This window comes from Brucella sp. (assembly GCF_032066345.1).
GTDB lineage: Bacteria > Pseudomonadota > Alphaproteobacteria > Rhizobiales > Rhizobiaceae > Brucella > Brucella pseudogrignonensis.
On record NZ_DAMBKZ010000011.1, the window covers coordinates 30095 to 49952 of the forward strand.

Here is a 19858-nt window from a genome sequence, read left to right on the forward strand (position 1 = left end):
GCCATGGTTTTTGATATAAAAATATGCGGTCTCAAAACGCCTGAAGCAGTCAATGCTGCTCTCGATGGCGGGGCGACGCATATTGGCTTCATCTTCTTTCCGAAAAGCCCACGCCATCTTACCCCCGCTGATGCAGGGCGTCTGCGTGAAGCAGCAAAAGGCCGCGCCAAAGTGGTTGCTGTGAGCGTTGATGCGGATGACGAAACGCTTGATGAAATCGTTCGCGAATTAAAGCCTGACATGTTGCAGCTGCATGGCCATGAAACGCCTGAACGCGTGGGCTTTGTGAAGAAGCGCTATGGCCTGCCGGTGATAAAGGCTTTTGCAATTCGTGACGCGCACGATCTCGAAGTGATCGCGCCTTATAAGGGCATCGCAGATCGCTTTCTCTTTGATGCCAAACCGCCGAAAGGTTCAGACCTTCCCGGCGGCAATGGTGTATCCTTTGACTGGACATTGCTCGACGCGCTTGACGAAAGTGTCGATTACATGCTTTCCGGTGGACTGAACGCGGGCAACATTGCCGAGGCGCTGCAAAATACGCGTGCGCCGGGTATCGATGTATCGTCCGGCGTAGAGCGCGCACCTGGCGAAAAGGATGTGCGTCTTATTAGAGAATTCTTTCAGGCTGTGTCTGATGCCAGACAAATAGCCTGCACATGACGGAGTGGCAGCATTGAACAAGCCGGTTGAACCCAATTCCTATAAGACAGGCCCGGATGAAGAAGGCATGTTCGGCATTTTTGGCGGACGCTTTGTCGCCGAAACGCTGATGCCGCTGATCCTCGAATTGCAGGAAGCCTATGATACGGCAAAGAGCGATCCTGAATTTCAGGCCGAGCTTTCCGATCTTTCGACCTATTATGCCGGTCGCCCTTCCAAGCTTTATTATGCTGAAGGCCTGACAAAGCATCTGGGCGGCGCGAAGATTTACTTCAAGCGCGAAGACCTGAACCATACCGGCAGCCACAAGATCAACAATTGCCTCGGCCAGATCCTGCTTGCCAAGCGCATGGGCAAGACCCGCATCATCGCTGAAACCGGCGCTGGTCAGCACGGTGTTGCATCGGCAACCGTTGCAGCCCGCTTCGGCCTGCCTTGCGTGGTCTATATGGGTGCCACCGACGTTGAACGTCAGAAACCAAACGTCTTCCGCATGAAACTGCTGGGTGCCGAAGTAAAGCCTGTCACGGCTGGCAATGGCACGCTCAAAGACGCCATGAACGAAGCACTTCGCGACTGGGTCACTAATGTTGAAGACACCTATTACCTGATTGGCACCGCTGCTGGTCCGCATCCTTATCCGGAACTCGTGCGCGATTTCCAGTCGGTGATTGGCGTCGAAGCGCGTAAGCAGATTCTTGAACAGGAAGGCCGTTTGCCGGATGTGATCGTTGCTGCCGTCGGCGGCGGATCGAACGCAATTGGCCTGTTCCATCCGTTCCTTGACGACGCATCGGTCAAGATCGTCGGTGTTGAAGCTGGCGGTCGCGGTCTTGATGGCGTTGAGCATTGCGCCTCGATGAGTGCGGGCAGCCCCGGCGTTTTGCATGGCAACCGCACCTATCTGCTGCAGAACGAAGATGGCCAGATTCTCGAAGGCCATTCGGTTTCCGCAGGTCTCGATTATCCGGGCGTTGGTCCTGAGCATTCATGGCTCAAAGACAGCGGCCGCGTTGACTATGTGCCGATCCTCGACGACGAAGCGCTTGAAGCTTTCCAGCTTTGCACCCGCGTTGAAGGTATTATTCCAGCGCTTGAATCCGCTCATGCGATTGCGCAAGCCGTGAAGATGGCACCAAGCATGGGCAAGGATCAGGTGATGATCGTCAATCTGTCCGGTCGCGGCGACAAGGACGTTCACACGGTCGGGCAGCTGCTCGGCATGGAAATGTGAGGATTGCATGAGCAACGCTGTTGTCGACACCAATGCTTACAGACCGCGGGCCGCATGGTTCGACGGACTGACGGAGTGTGGTTCGGCAACAATCAAGCTCAGCATCATTGAAGCCGATCCTTCCAATCCGCTTGCAGAAGCGGCTCGTGGTATCGCCCGCAGACAGATCGCATCGGTTGCAGAAAAGCTCGAGCATACGCCGCATCTCGGCGCTGGTTTTGCTATTCTGCATCAGGGTGAAGAAAGCCTGTGGCTTCTTCTGCACTGGTGGCTGGAAGGTGGCATCGCAACACAGATTCTCTGGCAGTCTGAACTCGGCGACGAGATTGATTTCATGCCCGCACAGCCTTTGTTGATGGCCTGCGTATGGGAACTGGGGATCATCGACTTTGAACGGCGCGCCTGGATGGAGACGGTTATGTCCGGCCAATCCACCGCCGATTATCTTACGCGCATTTTGCCACGGGGCACGGTATGACCACACGCATCGACACCAAATTTGCAGCGCTCAAGTCCGAAGGACGTCCAGCACTGGTCACTTATTTCATGGGCGGCGACCCGGATTATGCGACATCGCTTGCCGTCATGAAGGCTTTGCCGAAAGCAGGCTCGGATGTGATTGAGCTTGGTATGCCATTCTCCGATCCGATGGCCGACGGCCCTGCAATTGAAGCTGCTGGTCTGCGTTCACTTGCAGCCGGGCAGACACTGAAAAAGACCCTTCAACTGGCAGCCGATTTCCGTAAAGAGGACGACACAACGCCAATCGTCCTGATGGGTTATTACAACCCGATTTACATCTATGGCGTCGAGCGTTTCCTCGCTGATGCCAAGACGTCCGGCGTTGATGGTTTTATCATTGTCGATCTGCCGTCCGAAATGGACAAGGAACTCTGCATTCCGGCAACCGAGGCAGGCCTCAACTTCATTCGCCTGACCACGCCGACCACCGACGATAAGCGTCTTCCAAAGGTACTGACCAACTCGTCGGGCTTCGTCTATTACGTCTCGATGAACGGTATCACCGGCTCGGCAATTGCCGATACGGCGCGAGTTGCAGATGCTGTGCGCCACATCAAGAAGAGCACCGATCTGCCGATCTGTGTGGGCTTTGGTGTAAAGACGCCTGAACAGGCTGCAGCCATTGCTGAGGCTGCTGACGGCGTTGTTGTCGGCACCGCTATCGTCAAAGCAGTCGCGGGCGAACTCGATGAAAATGGCAAGGTGAAGGGTGATCCGGCGGCTGCCGTCACCAAACTTGTCAGTGCATTGGCAGCAAGTGTTCGCGCAACACGCCTTGAAGCTGCCCAATAAATCGTCCATTTAAGAAGTTAGAGCATGTCCCCCAAAAGTGGGAACCGGTTTTCCGGTGACGACATGCGTTGAGATAACGAGTTAAAGAGCGTCGTGTGAATTCGATAAAACGCGACGAGCTTTAGAGTTTTTTGAAGAACAAGAAACGGAACCAAACGTCATGAACTGGATCACCAACTACGTCCGTCCGAAGATCAATTCGATGCTCGGACGTCGCGAGATGCCGGAAAACCTTTGGATCAAAGATCCATCGACCGGTGAAATGGTGTTTCATAAAGACCTTGAGAGCAATCAGTTCGTGATCCCCGGCTCGGGCCATCACATGCGTATCAAGGGCAAGGACCGTCTGCGTTTCTTCTTCGACAATGGCGAATACACGACGCTGGAAAGCCCCAAGGTTCCAACCGATCCGCTCAAATTCCGCGACGAAAAGAAGTATATTGATCGCCTCAAGGACTATCGGTCGCGCACCGGTATGGAAGATGCGATCATCAATGGTCTTGGCACGATTGAAGGTCTGCCGATTGTCGCGACCGTTCAGGATTTCGGCTTCATGGGCGGCTCGCTCGGCATGGGTGCTGGCGAAGCCATCATTCAGGGCTTTGAAAAGGCCATTGAGCTGAAGCGTCCACTGGTTCTTTTCGCTGCATCGGGCGGCGCCCGTATGCAGGAAGGCATTCTGTCGCTCATGCAGCTGCCACGCACCACTGTTGCCGTGGAGATGCTCAAAGAAGCTGGCCTGCCTTACATTGTCGTTCTTACCAACCCAACAACGGGTGGTGTGACCGCTTCCTACGCAATGCTCGGTGATATTCACATTGCAGAGCCGGGCGCACTGATCGGCTTCGCCGGTCCTCGCGTGATCGAACAGACCATTCGCGAGAAGCTGCCTGAAGGCTTCCAGAGCGCTGAATATCTGATGGAACATGGCATGGTCGACATGGTCGTCTCACGCCTTGAGCTGAAGTCAACCATTGCACGTCTGCTCAAAATCATGACCAGACAGCCCGCCAATACCGATGCTCCGGTAGCAGCACCTTCACCAAAGAAGCCAGAAGCTGACAGCAAGGCGGCGTAATCGTGACAGGAAAAGCGGATGCCGTTATCGAACGGCTGATGCAATTGCATCCAAAAGGTTTTGATCTTTCCTTAGACCGCATCCGCGGTCTTCTGGAAAAGCTTGGCAATCCGCACCTTAACCTGCCGCCCGTGATCCATATTGCCGGCACCAACGGCAAAGGATCGGCAAGCGCTTTTTGCCGCGCGCTTCTGGAAGCGAGCGGCCTGGGCGTTCACGTTCATACCTCTCCGCATCTTGTGAACTGGCATGAACGCTATCGCCTCGCCTCCAAGAATGGCGGCAAGTTTGTTTCCGACGATGTTCTGGCTGATGCCATTGAACGCGTGGAACAGGCCAATGACGGCAAACACATCACGGTTTTCGAGGTCCTGACCGCCGTAGCCTTTGTGCTGTTTTCCGAGCATCCGGCTGACGTCGTCATCATGGAAGTGGGTCTTGGCGGACGCCTTGATGCGACCAACGTCATTGCCGAACCAGCCGTATCCCTCATTATGCCGATCTCTGTTGATCATCAGGCATTTCTGGGCGACCGTGTTGAGCTGATTGCCGTTGAAAAAGCTGGCATCATCAAACAGGATTGCCCGGTCGTCATCGGCTTCCAGCCCTTTGACGCGGCGCGCGAAGTGCTGATCTCAACCGCCGATCGCCTGGATTGCCCTCTGTCGATCTATGGACAGGATTTCTTCGCATTCGAGGAACATGGCCGCATGGTCTTCCAGAATGAAGATGGGCTGATCGATCTGCCATTGCCGCGCCTGCCGGGTCGTCACCAGCTTGCCAATGCTGCCGCTGCCATTGAAGCCGTGCAGATGGCTGGTTTCACCATTACCGACAAGGCCGCTGAAAAGGCCATGATGGTCGTGGACTGGCCTGCGCGGATGCAGCGCCTCACCCATGGTAAGCTTTTCGATCTCGCGCCTGCTGCATCGGAAATCTGGCTTGATGGCGGACATAATCCGGGTGCAGGCGTTGTCATTGCGGAAGCCTTTGGCGACCTCGAGGAACGCTCTACACGACCGTTGTTCCTCATCACCGGCATGATCAACACAAAGGACCCTGTCGGCTATTTTGAGGCCTTTACGGGCATGGCACGCCATGTCTTTACCGTGCCGATCCCATCAAGTAATGCGGGTATCCCGAATAATGAGCTGGCGATCAGTGCACAGAAGGCCGGACTTTCGGCTGAGCCTGTTCATTCGGTCGAGAACGCACTCAAGATTTTGCATGACAGCTGGCTCGATGATGAAGCGCCACCACGCATTCTGATCGGTGGCTCGCTTTATCTTGCGGGCGAAGTTCTCCGCGACAATGGAACACCGCCCGTTTGAGGCGGTGTTTTCTTATCGCGGCATAATGCGCTCTAGAGCATAATTCCCTAAACTTGAATCAGTTTAAGGTAAAATTATGCTGTAAATATAGAGTGTTAGAGCGACCTTTATGCGCCCAGGAGGGCGCACGGCGCTCTAGAGCATTTCCTGTTTTGATTGAGTCATTGGAAATGCTCTATCCATTTATTTTTACGCGCATCTTTTTCCGAAAACCGCTTCGCACTTTTCGGGATTCGCTCTAACGATTGTTTTCGTTTTTCCAGCCTTCAAATTTCTTAGCCCACTCATCCTTGGTGCAAGGATAGAGGCCGATAATTGCCGCGCCGTTGTTCACTTCTTCCAGAACGAAATCTTCAAAGACTTCCATGCCAACGCATTCATCAGTAATTTCATCGCAAAGATGCGCCGGAATTACCATGACACCGTCAGCATCGCCCACCAGCACATCACCCGGAAATACCGCAGCATCTCCGCAGGAAATCGGAACATTGATGTCGATGGCTTCATGCAGTGTAAGGTTTGTCGGGGCCGATGCTTTGGCGCAGTAAGCGGGCATATCAAGTTCACCAATGCCCGTCACATCACGAAAACCGCCATCCGAGACAATCCCTGCAGCGCCCCGCAAAGCAAGGCGCGTCACCAGAATGGAACCTGCGGTCGCAGCACGCGCATCCTTACGCGCATCCATCACCAGAACATAGCCCGGAGGACAGGTTTCGATGGCCACACGCTGCTTGTGATCGGGATTACGGAAAACAGTGATCGGATTGCGGTCTTCGCGCGCTGGAATATAGCGCAGCGTAAAAGCCTGACCTACCATGTTTTCCGGTTTACGTGCGACCTGAAACGAGCCCTGAATGAACTGGTTGCGCAGTCCGCGCTTATAGAGAGCGGTGGCAACAGATGCGGTTGAAACCTTCTTCAATTTTGCGCGGGTTTCGTCGGAGAGAATATAGTCTGACATCGGTCTGCCTCTTAATAAATGACCGGCTCGTCAACCGGACGACCAAAATCGGTTTTCAGGAAATCAAAATCGCAGCCCTTGTCGGCCTGCTCGACATGCTTGGAAAAGACGAAGCCATAGCCACGCTCATACTTGGGTTCCGGCGTTTCCCAAGCTGCACGGCGGGCAGCCAGTTCATCTTCAGAAACAAGCATGTTGAGACTGCGCGCCGGAATATCGAGTTCGACCATATCGCCGGTTTTCAGCAAGGCCAGCGGTCCGCCGATAAAGGATTCCGGTGCCACATGCAGTACACAGGCACCGAAGCTTGTCCCTGACATACGCGCGTCTGAAATTCGCACCATATCCCTGAGACCAAGCTTCAGCAGAGCTTTCGGCATCGGGATCATGCCCCATTCGGGCATTCCGGGTCCGCCCTGCGGACCAGCATTGCGCAGCACAAGAACCGTGTCCGGCGTCAGCGGATAATCAGGATCATCGATAATTTTCTTCAGCTCAGGATAGCTGTCTGCGACCAGCGCCGGGCCTGTATGCCGATGAAATTTCGGATCGCAGGCAGCGGGCTTGATCACTGCGCCATCCGGGCAGAGATTGCCCTTCAAGACGGCCAGTGACCCTTCATGATACACTGGATTGGACAACGGCCTGATAACATCTTCATTATAGATCTGCGCTTTTTCCAGCCCCTCGGTCAGCGGTTTTCCGGTGATGGTAATGGCTGAGGGATCAAGCTTGTCGCCGAGCTGACGCATCAGCGCGCGAATGCCGCCGGCATAATAAAAATCCTCCATCAGATAGGTGGAACCGGAGGGGCGGATATTGGCGATGACAGGTGTTGTTCGTCCGATACGATCAAGGTCGTCCAGTTCAAGCGGAACGCCTGCCCGTCGCGCCATCGCAATCAGATGAATGATTGCATTGGTGGAGCAACCGGTCGCCATTGCAACAATTACCGAATTCTTCACCGCTGCCGGTGTGATAATCTGGTCTGGCGTCAGATCGTCCCACACCATCTCGACAATGCGGCGACCGCATTGCGTCGACATGCGCTGATGATTGGCATCAGCCGCAGGAATTGATGATGAACCAGGCAGCGACAGCCCCATGGCTTCTGCAATCACTGTCATGGTGGATGCTGTACCCATCGTCATGCAATGGCCGTAGCTGCGGGCAATGCCACCTTCAATACCCTGCCATTCTTCCTTACCGATGGTGCCTGCGCGACGTTCATCCCAGAACTTGAACATATCCGTGCCAGATCCAAGCGTCTTTCCAGCATAGTTGCCACGAAGCATGGGGCCTGCAGGCAGGAAGATGAAGGGATAGCCAGCACTGGTGGCGCCCATAATGAGTGCCGGTGTGGTCTTGTCACAGCCGCCCATCAGGACAGCACCATCAACCGGATGAGAACGCAAAAGCTCTTCCGTCTCCATCGCCAGCATGTTGCGATAGAGCATGGTTGTTGGCTTCACATAGCTTTCAGAAAGCGACAATGCGGGAAGCTCAAGCGGAAAACCGCCTGCTTGCAGAATGCCGCGCTTCACCCACTCAACACGATCCTTGAAATGCGCATGACAAGGTTGTGCATCCGACCAGGTATTGATGATTGCGATGATTGGTTTGCCCTCCCAATCCACCGGATCATACCCCATCTGCATGGTTCTTGAACGATGGCCGGAAGAACGCTGATCATCTGGTAACATCCAGCGCGCAGAACGCAGATCTTCATATGCTTTTCTGGTCATTTCAGGGCCTTCCCGGTATTTGAGCTGCGCAAATTTCTGCAAATGCCAGGTGCATTGTCTGGCAAAAGATGAGCGGAGAACAGGAGAGCACCCGTCAGCGCTTCTCCAGGATTGAGAACTGTCATAGCTGCATCCTCACCAAGCGCTGGCCTATTGATAACATCCGGCAGGTGACTTACCGGTTCAGCGCAAAAGACTGCGCGATCCTGTGGATTGAAAACATGAAGATGCCGCAACGCGCCCTCGCCTTTAAGCCGGAGGCCAGTTGATGTTTCCGGCCAGCGTATTGTCGCCTCACGGTTCCAGCTTGTGAAACAGCAATTCACCAGCGACAATTTTGACAGAGCAATTGTGTTTCCCGGAGTAAACCAGTCGATAGCTTCGGGGATACCTTGTGGTAATCCGCGTGTATCAAGCTGTGGTGCGCCATTGGATTGAAATTCAAGCGTTGCCTTGTTGGTTTTAGAAAACCACGGATGCAGGCCAATGCCGAACGGCAGAGCGCTGTCGCCTTCATTCTGGATACTCAGCGATATGCGAAAGCCATCAGGCGCAATATCGATGATTTGATCCAGCCTGTATGAGTAGGGATGGTCGTCACTGTGAACCTCATCGCGCACATGCACCCGATTGTCGCTGGTCTCCACCACCTCCCAGCTATGCATCCTCGAAAAGCCATGAATAGCCATGCCTTCCTGTGGCGCATTGATCGGCAGCTGAACAGTTTTTCCTTCAAAAGCGAACCGCCCACCATCTATACGATTGGCAAAAGGTGCCATCACGAAGCACCCTGCTTTCAGGCCCGCTTCGGGTGTTGCGAGTGGCTCAAGTAATTCTACCCATGAGCCATCCGGGTGGTGCCACTCTGCCTCAAGCAAAGTTGCACCATATTGGGGGGCAAGCCTCAGACGATAATTATAAGCGTTGAGTTCAACAACCATGGGCACCACAGCTTCATTCCTCACGCGAGTAGTCATGGGCGGTGAATGTTCCGCCCTGAAATCTGCGTGATACAGCATCGCCGGTTTCTGCCAGATCGCCGTAGCGGGAAGCATCATCCTGCGGAACATAACCAATCAGCGCTGCATCATCCTTCTCCCACCAGCGCGCGGCATTGGCGGAAACGCCCCAGACGATTGCAACGTCTGTTTTTGGGGCTTCAACAGCTGCTATCAGCAGCCGAACCAGATCATCATGCGAAAGCCATGTCGATAGATGCCGCGCTTCTGTTGGCTCGGGCACGCAGGAACCGATACGCAGATGCACGCTTTCAATACCGTGCTTGTCAAACATCATGCGCCCCAGCAGTTCACCATAGGCCTTGGAAAGCCCGTAATAGCCGTCGGGTCTATATGATTCATCCGCGCCAAGCGCCTTGTCGCGAGGATAAAAGCCGATCGTATGGTTGGAGCTAGCGAAAATGACGCGCTGCTTTTCAGCCCTTGCCGCTTCAAAAACATGCGTAACACCAAGCAGATTGGCTTTGGCAACCGCATCATAGGGCTGCTCCACACTGATGCCACCAAAGTGCAGAATCGCATCCATACCGCGCACAAGATCGGTAATGGCACCGGCATCCATCAGATCGGCCTGAATGAACTCGGCATTCTCCGGCATAACATCGGGAAACGGTGCGATATCGGACAAGCGCAGCCAATAGCCTGCCTGTGTCAGTCTTTTAGCCAGCATACGCCCCAGATTGCCTGACGCGCCGGTGAGAAGCAGACGTTTCATCCGTTCAGACTCCCTTCATTCTGGCAATTTTCGCACCCGCAACAGGCGCCTGCATGAGGTGAATACCACCTGATTGCGGTGCAGCTTCCAATGTTTCAGATGCTCCCAGGCGATGAGACGTGACGGCAAGAAGCGTAAGATCCGGGCCGCAAAAACATGGCATTGTCGGTGCAGGAACGGGAGCCGCTACGCGATCGAGCAGCTTTCCATTGCGATCAAAGCGGTTGAGGACACCAGCAGAAACCCCGGCACTCCAGTAATTGCCATCACTATCGCAGGCGCCACCATCAGGACGCCCCGTCTCTTCATCAAGATCAGCAATGCGGGTACGATTGCTTATCAATCCGGTTTCGACGTCAAAATCATAGCGATCAATCCATGGCCCACGGGAATCTGTGTGGAACATCGTTGCAGCATCGGCAGTCCATGCAAGACCGTTGGAAATCTCAAAGCCTTCCGCCTTGATTTCGGCTTTGCCATCAGCAGTCACACGATAGAGTTTTGAAATGGCTTCACGCTGTGGACGCGCATCCATGCTACCGATCCAGAAAGCTCCGTCCGGTCCAATCTTGCCGTCATTCAGGCGCGATGTTTCCGGCTCGTCATAACCATCCCAAAGAGTCTGGCGTTCCAGTGTTTCGGGATCAAAAAGGATAATCTCGCGCGCAAGCGAAACGACCAGTCGGCCGCTTTCCGCAAGCCCGAGACAAGGAACTGCAGTCTCGAAAGACCATTCGCGCAGAGGCCCTTTATCGAGATCAATCTCATAAACTTTCTGCCCGTTGATATCGCATGCAAACAGCGTTTTACGTCTGTCATCCCAGACAGGGCTTTCAGTGAGTTGTCCGCGCAGATCGGCTATGCAGCGATAATGGGCCATCACACAGCCCCCGTTTTACGACGGACCACATCTGGGTTTTCAAGAACAAAGTCAGAGAGTTTGAGTCCCAGACCGGCACCTTCAAACGGATAGATCACACCCTTTTCGATGCGTGGCATCACAGTCACCAGATCGCGATACCATGAGGTGTAATAGGCGCGCACAGACTCCTGAAAAATCGCATTGGGCGCATTGAGAGAAAGATGGATCGAGGCTGCAAAAACCACCGGACCAGTACAATCATGCGGCGCTATGGGGCGCTGGAACGCCTCGGCCATGGTTGCAATCTTCTTTGCTTCGGAAAGCCCGCCGCACCATGAAATGTCAAGCATCACATAATCGGATGCGTCGGCACGCAGCACATCGAGAAACTGCGCACGAGTTGCCATAGTTTCACTGGCGCAGACGGGAATGCCGGATTGACGCGCATAAACGGCCAGCGCCTGCGGGTTCATCATCTTGATAGGATCTTCCGACCAGAAGGGCCTGAAGGCTTTGAGTTCACGCGCAATCGTCAGTGCCGATGTCAGATCCCACATCGAATGAAACTCGACCATGATTTCCATCTGATCGCCCACCGCATCGCGGATCTGGCGAAATGGAACCAGCGCCTTGTCGAGATCGGTGGCGTGAATGTAATTGCCGCCACTGCTCACCGCAAAGGGGTCGAACGGCCAGATTTTCATGGCCGTGATACCTTCCGACAACAGGCTTTGCGCAAGCGCTCCGGCATCACGATGAAACGCCAGCTGATCTTCGTAAGGGCCTTCCTTTGCGTCATCCTGATCGCCGATATAACGACGGGCGCCGCTTTTGTTATAGGTATAGCCCGCACAGGTATTGTAGGTGCGGATCGAGGGACGCGAGAGACCACCAAGCAACTGATGGATCGGCTGATTGGTCAGTTGCCCGAAAATATCCCAAAGCGCGATATCAATGGCCGAAGCCGCACGTATCTCCACACCCGAAGAGCGGAAGCCGACATAAGGCTCCAGCAACAATTTTGAAATGCGATCAATTTCCAGAGGGTTCTGGCCCACCAATTGCGGAGCGATGTCGCTGTGAATATATGCAGCAACCGCATTGGCCCCGCGGAACGTTTCGCCCAAGCCGACGATCCCCTCATCGGTATGGACCTGCACCCACAAAATATTGTTGAGGTGCGGCAGTTGTACGGTTTCAATGGCCGTAATTTTCATCATGCACTCCGAATAAATTCTGGCGTAAAACCTTTGGCCCTATCAATGCGCAGACGGCTGGCGACTGCGCGCAACAATCTGCGTTGGGTTAACAAAGCGCAGTGCCAGCAGAAGCCAGACCAGTGATGTCACCATGTAGATGACGGCCATTGCATCAATGGACTGAACCGAGCGGACACCTGCCGCAAAGACGGAATAATAAAGCGCGACCACCAGCGTCTGCGATGTCGGGCCAGCCGTCAGGAAGGTCAGTTCGAACATGGCAACCGTGCGCACCAGCACCAGCAGCATGGCTGCAAGAATGCCCGGGGTGAGCATTGGCAGCAAAACATGCAGAAACAGTTTGAAGGTGCCCGCACCAAAGACCCGCGCTGCTGCTTCAACCTTGGGATCGATCTGCTCGATAAACGGCACCATCACAAGGATGACAAAGGGGACCGTCGGCACAAGATTAGCCAGAACCACACCCCAGAAAGTTCCACCAACGCCAAACTTGTAGAGCACTGTCGCGAGCGGAATGCCAAATGTAATGGGCGGAACCAGAAGCGGCAGAAGGAAAATCAGCAGAACGATTTTCTTGCCCGGAAAATCCCGGCGCGCCATGGCGTAAGCTGCTGTCACTCCGAGAAATCCGGAAAGGATGACGACGGCAAACACGACCTGGAAAGTAACCAGCAGCACCTGATCAAGCTGGAATTCGGCCCATGCGGCGGCATACCAGCGTATTGTGAGCGCATCGGGCAGCCATGTGCCAAGCCAGCGTGTGCCAAAACTCGAGACGACAACCGCGGCAATGACAGCCAGTACATTGAGGACAAAGAAGCCCGTTACAAGCCAGACAACCGTAATCCAGAGCTTTGAAAGGACAGATGTATCGCGGATCATGGTCTATCCTTTCCCGCCAGCGGTCGAACCGCGATAGAAGAACGAACGAAGGCCGAGCAAAGCACCCACCACAAGCAGCTGTACGGCCGCCATGATCATGGCAATGGATGATGCCATGGAGTCATCATATTGCTCGAAAGCTGCCTGCGCCGCGGCAATGGAAATCACACGCGTGGGGCCGGATGGTGCCCCCAGAAGGACCGCGGAAGGAAATACCGCAAAAGCCTGCACGAATGTCAGACATGCCGCCACCACAAGCCCCGGCACCAGAAGCGGTAACATGACATGGCGGAAGCGCTGCCAGCTGTTTGCTCCATGCGTTGCTGCGGCACGTTCCAAGGCCGGATCGATGCCGGAAATATAGGAAAGCGTCAGCAGGAAAGTGAATGGAAACACGGTAATCACGAGCGATGCAAAGACACCCCAGTAATTATTGGTGAGCTTCAACGGATTATCGATCAGGCCAAAGGCAATCAGAGTGCGGCTGAACCAGCCCTGCGGTCCGAGATAATTCAAAAGCCCTTCGGCAATCAGAACCGTTCCCAGAGTGACTGGCAGAACCAGGATTGTCGTCAGAAGACGTTGCCGCGGCATCAGCCGGACCCGCATGGCAATTGGAACGGCAAACAGGACACTGATAAGCGTCACCGGAATAGCCAGCCAGAGTGTCGCGCCTATGGTTTTATAGAGATAGGGATCTGAGAAGAACTTGCGATAATTAGCCAGTGCTCCGCCGCCATCAAGCGGGTTGAAAGACAGGACGAGGCCATAGAGAAACGGGTAAATGAAAACGCCGATAATGAAGAGCAGCGCCGGCAGAATGAGCAGTGTCACCCCATCGAAACCGCGATTGGCGAGCCTTTGACGCAGGCCGGGGCTCAAAGCCTGTTCGGAAAATCGTTCTTCCGCCATGGCCTAAGCCTCGCTCGCAAAGACCAGCGCGTGGCCTGCATCGATGCCGAGCGTGATCTTTGCGCCCGGCGCAACTTCCTGCGGTCCATGAAAGACCATTTCCATACCGCTTTCAGTCCGCGCTATGCCGACATATTCACGGCCTCGATATTCAATCGTCTCGACGGTGGCAGCAATTGTGTTGCGGCCTTTTTCACCCGACACAACATCATCTCCACGCGCCATGATAATGGCGCTACTGCCAGGCTGCAGCGTATCCATCGCGCGCCCGGTCAGTTCGCTGCCCGTTACGTCGATTGTTGCCTGTCCGTCTTCAACGCGCACAACCTTGCCACTTAAAGCGTTGCGGAAGCCCATGAAGGCTGCAACATCCTGAAAGCGCGGGGCTTCATAAAGCTCATGCGGCTTACCGACCTGCCGGATTTCCCCATCACGCAACACCACAATACGATCTGCGAGAGACAGGGCCTCATCCTGATCATGGGTCACATAGATTGTCGTCGAACCAAGCTGGTTATGAATACGTCTGATCTCAGCGCGCATCTCAAGTCGCAGCTTTGCATCAAGATTAGAGAGCGGCTCATCCATCAACACGACAGGCGGTTCAATCACGATAGCGCGCGCAATGGCAACACGTTGCTGCTGCCCGCCAGAAAGCTGGCCTGGGAGCTTTGCTTCCTGCCCCTGCAGTCTGACAAGTGCCAGCGCTGCTCGCGACCGCTTGTCTATTTCGGCTTTGGGAAGACCGCGCATCTTGAGGCCAAAGCCAACATTCTGCAGCACGTTCATATGTGGAAACAGGGCATAGTTCTGAAACACCATGCCGAAACCGCGATCTTCCGGTTTAAGCTGATCGACGCGTTTTTCATCAATATAAATACCGCCGCCGGTCGTACCCAGAAGACCTGCGATACAGTTGAGCGCCGTGGATTTTCCGCAGCCTGAAGGGCCCAGAAGGGCAATGAACTCACCTTTTCCAATCGTGAGGTTGATTTCCCTCAGCGCATTGAAAGTTCCAAATGAGCGGCTCATTCGATCAAGCCGAAGTTCTTGAAAGGACATTGACGCAAGCACCGTAAATTGAGTGGTGATCTTAGGCGGCTAATGGCGGACCGTATGATCCGCCATTGACGCTTTGGAGGAGCCTTAGCTGGCTGCGACGTCTTCGTCCCAGCGCCGGAAAGCAGCTACCAGAGCTTCCGGCTCAAGCGGCAACTCAATCGGATTGTTTGCAATCCAGTCGGCATATTCCGGACGACCAAACTCGGCAATCACGTCCTGGCTTTCCTTCGGTGCCATCTCGATCGTGACATCCTTGACCGCAGGACCCGGATAGAAATAGCCCGCATCGTAGGAATAGGCCTGCTGATCAGGCTTGAGCGCGAACTTGATAAACTCCATCAGGACCGCGACCTTTTCTTCGGAAACGCCTTTCGGAATTGCGAAGTAATGCGCGTCACAGACCCAGTGGAAACCTTCCAGTTTGCTGACTGCCATTTCTTTTGGAACAACGCCCAACGCACGCGGGTTGATATCCCAACCGGTTGTGGTTGCGGTCATATAGCGCGTGCCTTCGCCGAGCTCTTTCATCAGAGCGCCGGTGCCGGCAGGATAATATTCGATATTCTTGTGCAGTTCCTTGAGATAGGCCCAGGTCTTGTCCCAGCCCTTGACCGGATCTTTCGGATCGCTGTCGCCAAGAAGGTAAGGCAGGCCCATCAGGAACGTGCGGCCCGGGCCTGAATTTGCCGGACGTGCATAGATGAATTTGTTTGGATTTTCCTTGGTCCAGGCCAGAAGCTCTTCGGCCGTCTTTGGCGGCGTCTTGACCTTCTCAGGGTGATATTCGAGCAATGGACCGGACGGGTAATAGGAAACCACAACGCCTTTGCCCTTTGACATTTCCTGCATACGCCAGGCGGGCTCGAGATAGATATCCTGCAATTTTGGCAGGCCATTGTCTGGAAGAGCAATGATATCGGTCCAGATATCGTCAGCAAGCCCTGCCGATAGCGCATCTGGGCCAATAATCACCAGATCGATATCGATACGGTTGGCGCGCTGTTGCGCCTTGATCTTGCCCGGCAGTTCCGGTGCTGGTGCTTTGTTGAACGTGAAGCGCGAAACGAGCGCTTTTTGTTCAGAAGCAAAATTGTCGAAAATCGGCTGCGTCAACGCGAGATTGCCAGCCGCGTCAATGACATTCAGGGCGACAGGCGATGATGGCAGCTTTGCCGATTGTGCCCATGCAGCACCCTTGGGCAGCAAAAGTCCTGCGCCAGTTGCAAGTCCGGCCCCCGCCATAAATGTGCGGCGTGAAATTCCTTTGGTCATGTTCTCCTCCACCTTTTTTACTTGTCCCGCACACACCGCTTCCTCCTGTCGGTACGCGCCGGTTTTCTATTTTTCAGACAATTGCATCGGTCTCCCAACCCGCAACGACCTTTTCGAGCGCCTTGCGGTCAGCCGTTTCAAGTTTAGGCAGGCCCGGTAACCGCACATCGCCAACAGCAAGGCCCTGAATTTGCAGTGCTTCCTTCACCACTGTGACGTTTGCACCATTGCGGTATTTGGTCCGCATGGTTTCAAAATCGGCGATGCTTTCAACAACGGCACGAGCACGGGCGTAATCACCAGCTTCCAGCGCGTCCCACACAGCCAGCGAGCGGTCAGGAGCCACATTAACGAGACCGGATGTGAAACCCCGCCCGCCTAATGCGTAAAACGGCAGTGCCCAGCTTTCGGCGAGACCACAAATCCACGTCGCATCGGTTCCCTTGGTTGCGCGGCAGCATTCAAAGAACAACATCGTGTTCTGCGATGCGAATTTCACACCGGCAACCTTCGGATGGGTTGCAAGCCGGACCATCTCGTCCAACGGGATCAGATCGGAGCGGATATAGGCAACGATCGGAAGGTCGGTGGCTTCTGCAATCTCGATAAAGTAATCGACCTGTGCATGAGGGGCAGCAAAGGGATCAAGTGGATGATGGATCATCACACCATCCGCACCCTCAGCCTGTGCGGCTTTTGAGACCTTGATTGCATCGCGGACCGAGCGTCCGGCTGCGGCTGTTACCGCAGCTTTGCCATCAACCGCCTTGACGGCGATTGCCTGCAGGCGGATCACTTCATCCACAGTCATGCTGTAGAACTCACCGGTATTGCCGCCGGTGACGATGTTATGCACGCCAGCTTTTGCGATACGCGCAACAATTTCGGTGGTTAGTGCGGCATCAATCTCGCCATCTGTGTTATAGGCAGTCGCATGCACGCCCGAGATGCCTCTCAGCACCCCGCGGTATTCCGCTAAATTCATATTACCCTCCCAGGTACTGGTCAGAAGACCAGTTCGATATGTGTATCCCCCGCTTTCACGATGTGCTCCCGCATCAATCGCTCGGCTAAATCCCCGTTTCTGGCCGTAATGGCCTGCATGATCGCTTCGTGTTCGCCAAATGATTGTCGACGCACATCTTCGCGAGACAGCACCGTTACCCGTGCCGCATGATCATACATCCGCTGCGCATTTTGCAGCCGTCGCAGATATTCGCATCCCGATGCCTCGTGAATGGCATCATGAAATTTCTCATTGAGCTCGATCAGCGCATCCACATCACCGGATTCAACAGCGGCCCGCATTTCCTCAATGACTGCGCGAAGAAAGGCAAAAGCTTCTTCATCGCCGTGTTTTGCAGCCTGACGCGCGATAATGCTTTCAAGCGCTGCACGCGCCAGCGTCATCTCTTCGGCCTGTCGCGCATTGAACGAAACAAACGTACCGCGTCGCGCTTCCGTGCGTACCAGCCCCTCACCCTCCAACTGGCGAAGCGCTTCTTTCAAAGGACTGGTGCTGATACCCAGATCAGCAGCCAACTGTCGCTCATTCAATCTGTCGCCGGACTTCAGCCGACCCGAAATGATCGCCTCCCGCAGATCGTCATGCACATGATCTCTAAGGCTCTTCACCTTGATCGGTGAAAATTGGGAAACACTGTCACGCAAGGGCGCACCTGCTTGTCATCCGAAATTACTACACGATCTTGGAGCAGCTGATTAAATATGTCAATATCTGATGTATCAGACATCAGATATGCGATTTACAAGATTTTCCAGTTGATTACAAAGTTCATTACTCATTGAATTAATTATGTTTTCTTCAGAAAATCGGAAATAGGCGAACCACTGAGGAGACGCGTAAAACAGACAGGATAAAAAAATAGCTGCCATGAGCGGCAAAGCATTTGCCATTCATAGCAGCCAAAAGAAGACAGAATCGTTGCGGTTAGCGAGCCAAACCTGCCGCTAACAAATATCGAACCGATTGCTGGATTTTGTTCTTATCGCGCAATTCGAGAATAAGGCGTGGATTGCTTTCCAGCTTCGACAAAGCTGCAAAAACAGCGTGCCAGCGGATCGTGCCTTCGCCGATTGCCCAATGGCGATCTGCATGGCCGTCAGCGTCCTGAAGATGAACGTGCTCAAGACGATTTCCCGCGCGGCTGATGAAATAATCAACCGGATGCGCGCCCATGGAGCCATAGGCAAAATGCGCGTGTCCCGTATCAACGGAAACGGCTACAGACTTCGACTGGAAACTATCGGCCAGAACACGGCGCAGGTCTGGATCAATGTCCTCGATATTTTCGATCACAAGTGTGCAGCCAATTTCTTCTGCGCGTTTTACGACTGAAGCAAGTGTGTCATGGGCATAGTCAACAATGTCCTCAGCGCTGCCCGCCACATTGTCGCGATTATTGTTGAACCAGAAATTATAAGGGCTGTGTACGACCATCTGCGTCGCGCCAATATATTCACAGACTTCCAGACCTTGCAGGTAGCGCTCGCGGACAATCTTGCGAATGTCTTCATCCGCGTTCGACATGTTAAGTCCCCAGAACGGACCATGGATGCCAAGGCGTCCCTGATAGCCATCCAGAAGCGTTTTGATGCGGTTTGCAGGGGTTTGCCAATCACCCTTCAACAGGCTGACATCAAAGAAATCCTGGATTTCCAGATCGCGGTTTTCAGAAACGATAAAATCGAGATGGTTTTCGAGATAGGACAAAGGCACGGCTGCGCCGAGCAGCGGCAGATCAGACATGGGATTTTTCCTGCGTTTAGCTGGATGGATTTGGGGAGTTGAGATCGTCAGGCGGGTTGTTCAGCAAGGGCATGTCGCGATGCGACAACCAGATCAGGACTGTCAGACGTGATGTAAGCGACGTCTCGCTGCATCCAGCGATCAATCAGCACGCGATCATTCAGTGTCCAGACGCCAAGGCGTTCCTTGGGAAAAAGCGAGGTGATGCGCTCAAATTCGGCTTCAAACAGCGCGTAATGAACGCCGACATAATCGACCAGAGGTTCAATACTGGTGAAGAAATGCTCCAGCCCACCATTGCGCTCGACCCATTCAGCGTTGAGTGACATCAAACGTCTGATCTGTGGAGCAACGTTCGCACAGCGTTCAACGACACTGCGGTCGAAAGAGTGCAGAACGACACGTTCTTCGATGCCGCGTGCCTTGATGATTTCGACAGCCTTCTCAACCAGTCCTTCATATGGCTTGCCGTCTGGGCCAGACTTCAGCTCAACATAGAGATCGAGTTGAGGCTTGGCTGCGAGCACATCCAGCACTTCTTCAAAAGTCGGGATATGATCGTCGGTGACGACGCCCTGTTCATCTTTCAGATGAACGGCCCGACGGGTCTCATCATCCAGTTCGCGGACATGGCCCTGCGCATCGGTCGTGCGTTCAAGCGTGCTGTCATGGATTACCAGAATCTGACCGGCATTTGTCAGATGAAGGTCGAACTCTACGCTATCGACGTCGAGTTTCTGCACATTTCTGAAACCTGTCAGCGAATTTTCAGCCCATAGATTGCGTGCGCCGCGATGTGCCATGATCTTTTTCAT

20 protein-coding genes are annotated in these 19858 nt (G+C 54.1%); 6 read left to right on the plus strand and 14 right to left on the minus strand.

Going from position 1 to position 19858, the window contains the following annotated elements; all coding sequences use genetic code 11:
- Nucleotides 1–3 precede the first annotated feature (3 nt).
- The 6 genes from RT142_RS14615 (at nucleotide 4) to RT142_RS14640 (ending at nucleotide 5620) form a co-directional block, all read left to right on the plus strand.
- Nucleotides 4–663 (plus strand): phosphoribosylanthranilate isomerase, encoded by a 660-nt coding sequence (locus RT142_RS14615; RefSeq protein WP_007872628.1) that lies wholly within the window; start codon nucleotides 4–6, stop codon nucleotides 661–663.
- Between the two features lie 13 nt (nucleotides 664–676).
- Nucleotides 677–1897, plus strand: coding sequence for a tryptophan synthase subunit beta (gene trpB, locus RT142_RS14620; protein WP_007872625.1), 1221 nt, complete (start codon nucleotides 677–679; stop codon nucleotides 1895–1897).
- 7 nt (nucleotides 1898–1904) lie between these two features.
- Complete coding sequence (locus tag RT142_RS14625) at nucleotides 1905–2375, plus strand: hypothetical protein (RefSeq protein WP_007872622.1); 471 nt, start codon at nucleotides 1905–1907, stop codon at nucleotides 2373–2375.
- Complete coding sequence (gene trpA / locus RT142_RS14630) at nucleotides 2372–3211, plus strand: tryptophan synthase subunit alpha (RefSeq protein ID WP_007872619.1); 840 nt, start codon at nucleotides 2372–2374, stop codon at nucleotides 3209–3211. The genes RT142_RS14625 and trpA overlap by 4 nt, the downstream gene beginning before the upstream one ends.
- Before the next feature lie 160 nt (nucleotides 3212–3371).
- Nucleotides 3372–4289, plus strand: coding sequence for an acetyl-CoA carboxylase, carboxyltransferase subunit beta (accD, locus tag RT142_RS14635; protein WP_007872617.1), 918 nt, complete (start codon nucleotides 3372–3374; stop codon nucleotides 4287–4289).
- 38 nt (nucleotides 4290–4327) lie between these two features.
- A complete protein-coding gene (locus RT142_RS14640) occupies nucleotides 4328–5620 on the plus strand; it encodes a bifunctional folylpolyglutamate synthase/dihydrofolate synthase (RefSeq protein WP_153223100.1) in 1293 nt (430 codons plus the stop codon).
- A gap of 238 nt (nucleotides 5621–5858) precedes the next feature.
- Here the strand turns inward: RT142_RS14640 and RT142_RS14645 are convergent, their stop codons facing one another.
- The 14 genes from RT142_RS14645 to RT142_RS14710 form a co-directional block, all read right to left on the minus strand.
- Nucleotides 5859–6584 carry a ribonuclease activity regulator RraA gene (locus RT142_RS14645; RefSeq protein ID WP_064322262.1) on the minus strand — a complete coding sequence of 242 codons (726 nt, stop codon included), beginning with the start codon at nucleotides 6582–6584 and terminating at the stop codon, nucleotides 5859–5861.
- Nucleotides 6585–6595: 11 nt separating this feature from the next.
- Nucleotides 6596–8329 carry an L-arabinonate dehydratase gene (gene araD / locus RT142_RS14650; RefSeq protein ID WP_112804508.1) on the minus strand — a complete coding sequence of 578 codons (1734 nt, stop codon included), beginning with the start codon at nucleotides 8327–8329 and terminating at the stop codon, nucleotides 6596–6598.
- Nucleotides 8326–9306, minus strand: a complete 981-nt coding sequence (locus RT142_RS14655) for a hypothetical protein (RefSeq protein ID WP_313029556.1) — start codon at nucleotides 9304–9306, stop codon at nucleotides 8326–8328. The genes araD and RT142_RS14655 overlap by 4 nt, the downstream gene beginning before the upstream one ends.
- On the minus strand, nucleotides 9284–10063 hold the full coding sequence (locus tag RT142_RS14660) for an NAD-dependent epimerase/dehydratase family protein (RefSeq protein ID WP_079212489.1): 780 nt from the start codon (nucleotides 10061–10063) through the stop codon (nucleotides 9284–9286). Before RT142_RS14660 ends, RT142_RS14655 begins: the two co-directional genes overlap by 23 nt.
- Before the next feature lie 4 nt (nucleotides 10064–10067).
- The gene (locus RT142_RS14665) at nucleotides 10068–10943 is read right to left on the minus strand and encodes an SMP-30/gluconolactonase/LRE family protein (protein ID WP_313029560.1); all 876 of its coding nucleotides are present in this window, start codon (nucleotides 10941–10943) and stop codon (nucleotides 10068–10070) included.
- A complete protein-coding gene (locus tag RT142_RS14670) occupies nucleotides 10943–12142 on the minus strand; it encodes a mandelate racemase/muconate lactonizing enzyme family protein (protein ID WP_112804504.1) in 1200 nt (399 codons plus the stop codon). The genes RT142_RS14665 and RT142_RS14670 overlap by 1 nt, the downstream gene beginning before the upstream one ends.
- 42 nt (nucleotides 12143–12184) lie before the next feature.
- Nucleotides 12185–13027, minus strand: coding sequence for an ABC transporter permease (locus RT142_RS14675; protein ID WP_112804503.1), 843 nt, complete (start codon nucleotides 13025–13027; stop codon nucleotides 12185–12187).
- Between the two features lie 3 nt (nucleotides 13028–13030).
- Entirely contained in the window at nucleotides 13031–13939 is a 909-nt protein-coding gene (locus RT142_RS14680; protein WP_007872589.1) for an ABC transporter permease, read from the minus strand.
- Between the two features lie 3 nt (nucleotides 13940–13942).
- Nucleotides 13943–15001 (minus strand): ABC transporter ATP-binding protein, encoded by a 1059-nt coding sequence (locus RT142_RS14685; protein WP_112804502.1) that lies wholly within the window; start codon nucleotides 14999–15001, stop codon nucleotides 13943–13945.
- Nucleotides 15002–15085: 84 nt separating this feature from the next.
- Nucleotides 15086–16273 carry an extracellular solute-binding protein gene (locus RT142_RS14690; protein ID WP_007872585.1) on the minus strand — a complete coding sequence of 396 codons (1188 nt, stop codon included), beginning with the start codon at nucleotides 16271–16273 and terminating at the stop codon, nucleotides 15086–15088.
- A gap of 73 nt (nucleotides 16274–16346) precedes the next feature.
- The gene (locus RT142_RS14695) at nucleotides 16347–17258 is read right to left on the minus strand and encodes a dihydrodipicolinate synthase family protein (RefSeq protein WP_112804500.1); all 912 of its coding nucleotides are present in this window, start codon (nucleotides 17256–17258) and stop codon (nucleotides 16347–16349) included.
- Nucleotides 17259–17278: 20 nt separating this feature from the next.
- A complete protein-coding gene (locus RT142_RS14700) occupies nucleotides 17279–17887 on the minus strand; it encodes a GntR family transcriptional regulator (protein ID WP_007872579.1) in 609 nt (202 codons plus the stop codon).
- A gap of 337 nt (nucleotides 17888–18224) precedes the next feature.
- Complete coding sequence (locus RT142_RS14705) at nucleotides 18225–19043, minus strand: sugar phosphate isomerase/epimerase family protein (protein WP_312470917.1); 819 nt, start codon at nucleotides 19041–19043, stop codon at nucleotides 18225–18227.
- A 47-nt stretch (nucleotides 19044–19090) separates the two neighbouring features.
- Complete coding sequence (locus RT142_RS14710) at nucleotides 19091–19858, minus strand: glycerophosphodiester phosphodiesterase family protein (protein WP_200635654.1); 768 nt, start codon at nucleotides 19856–19858, stop codon at nucleotides 19091–19093.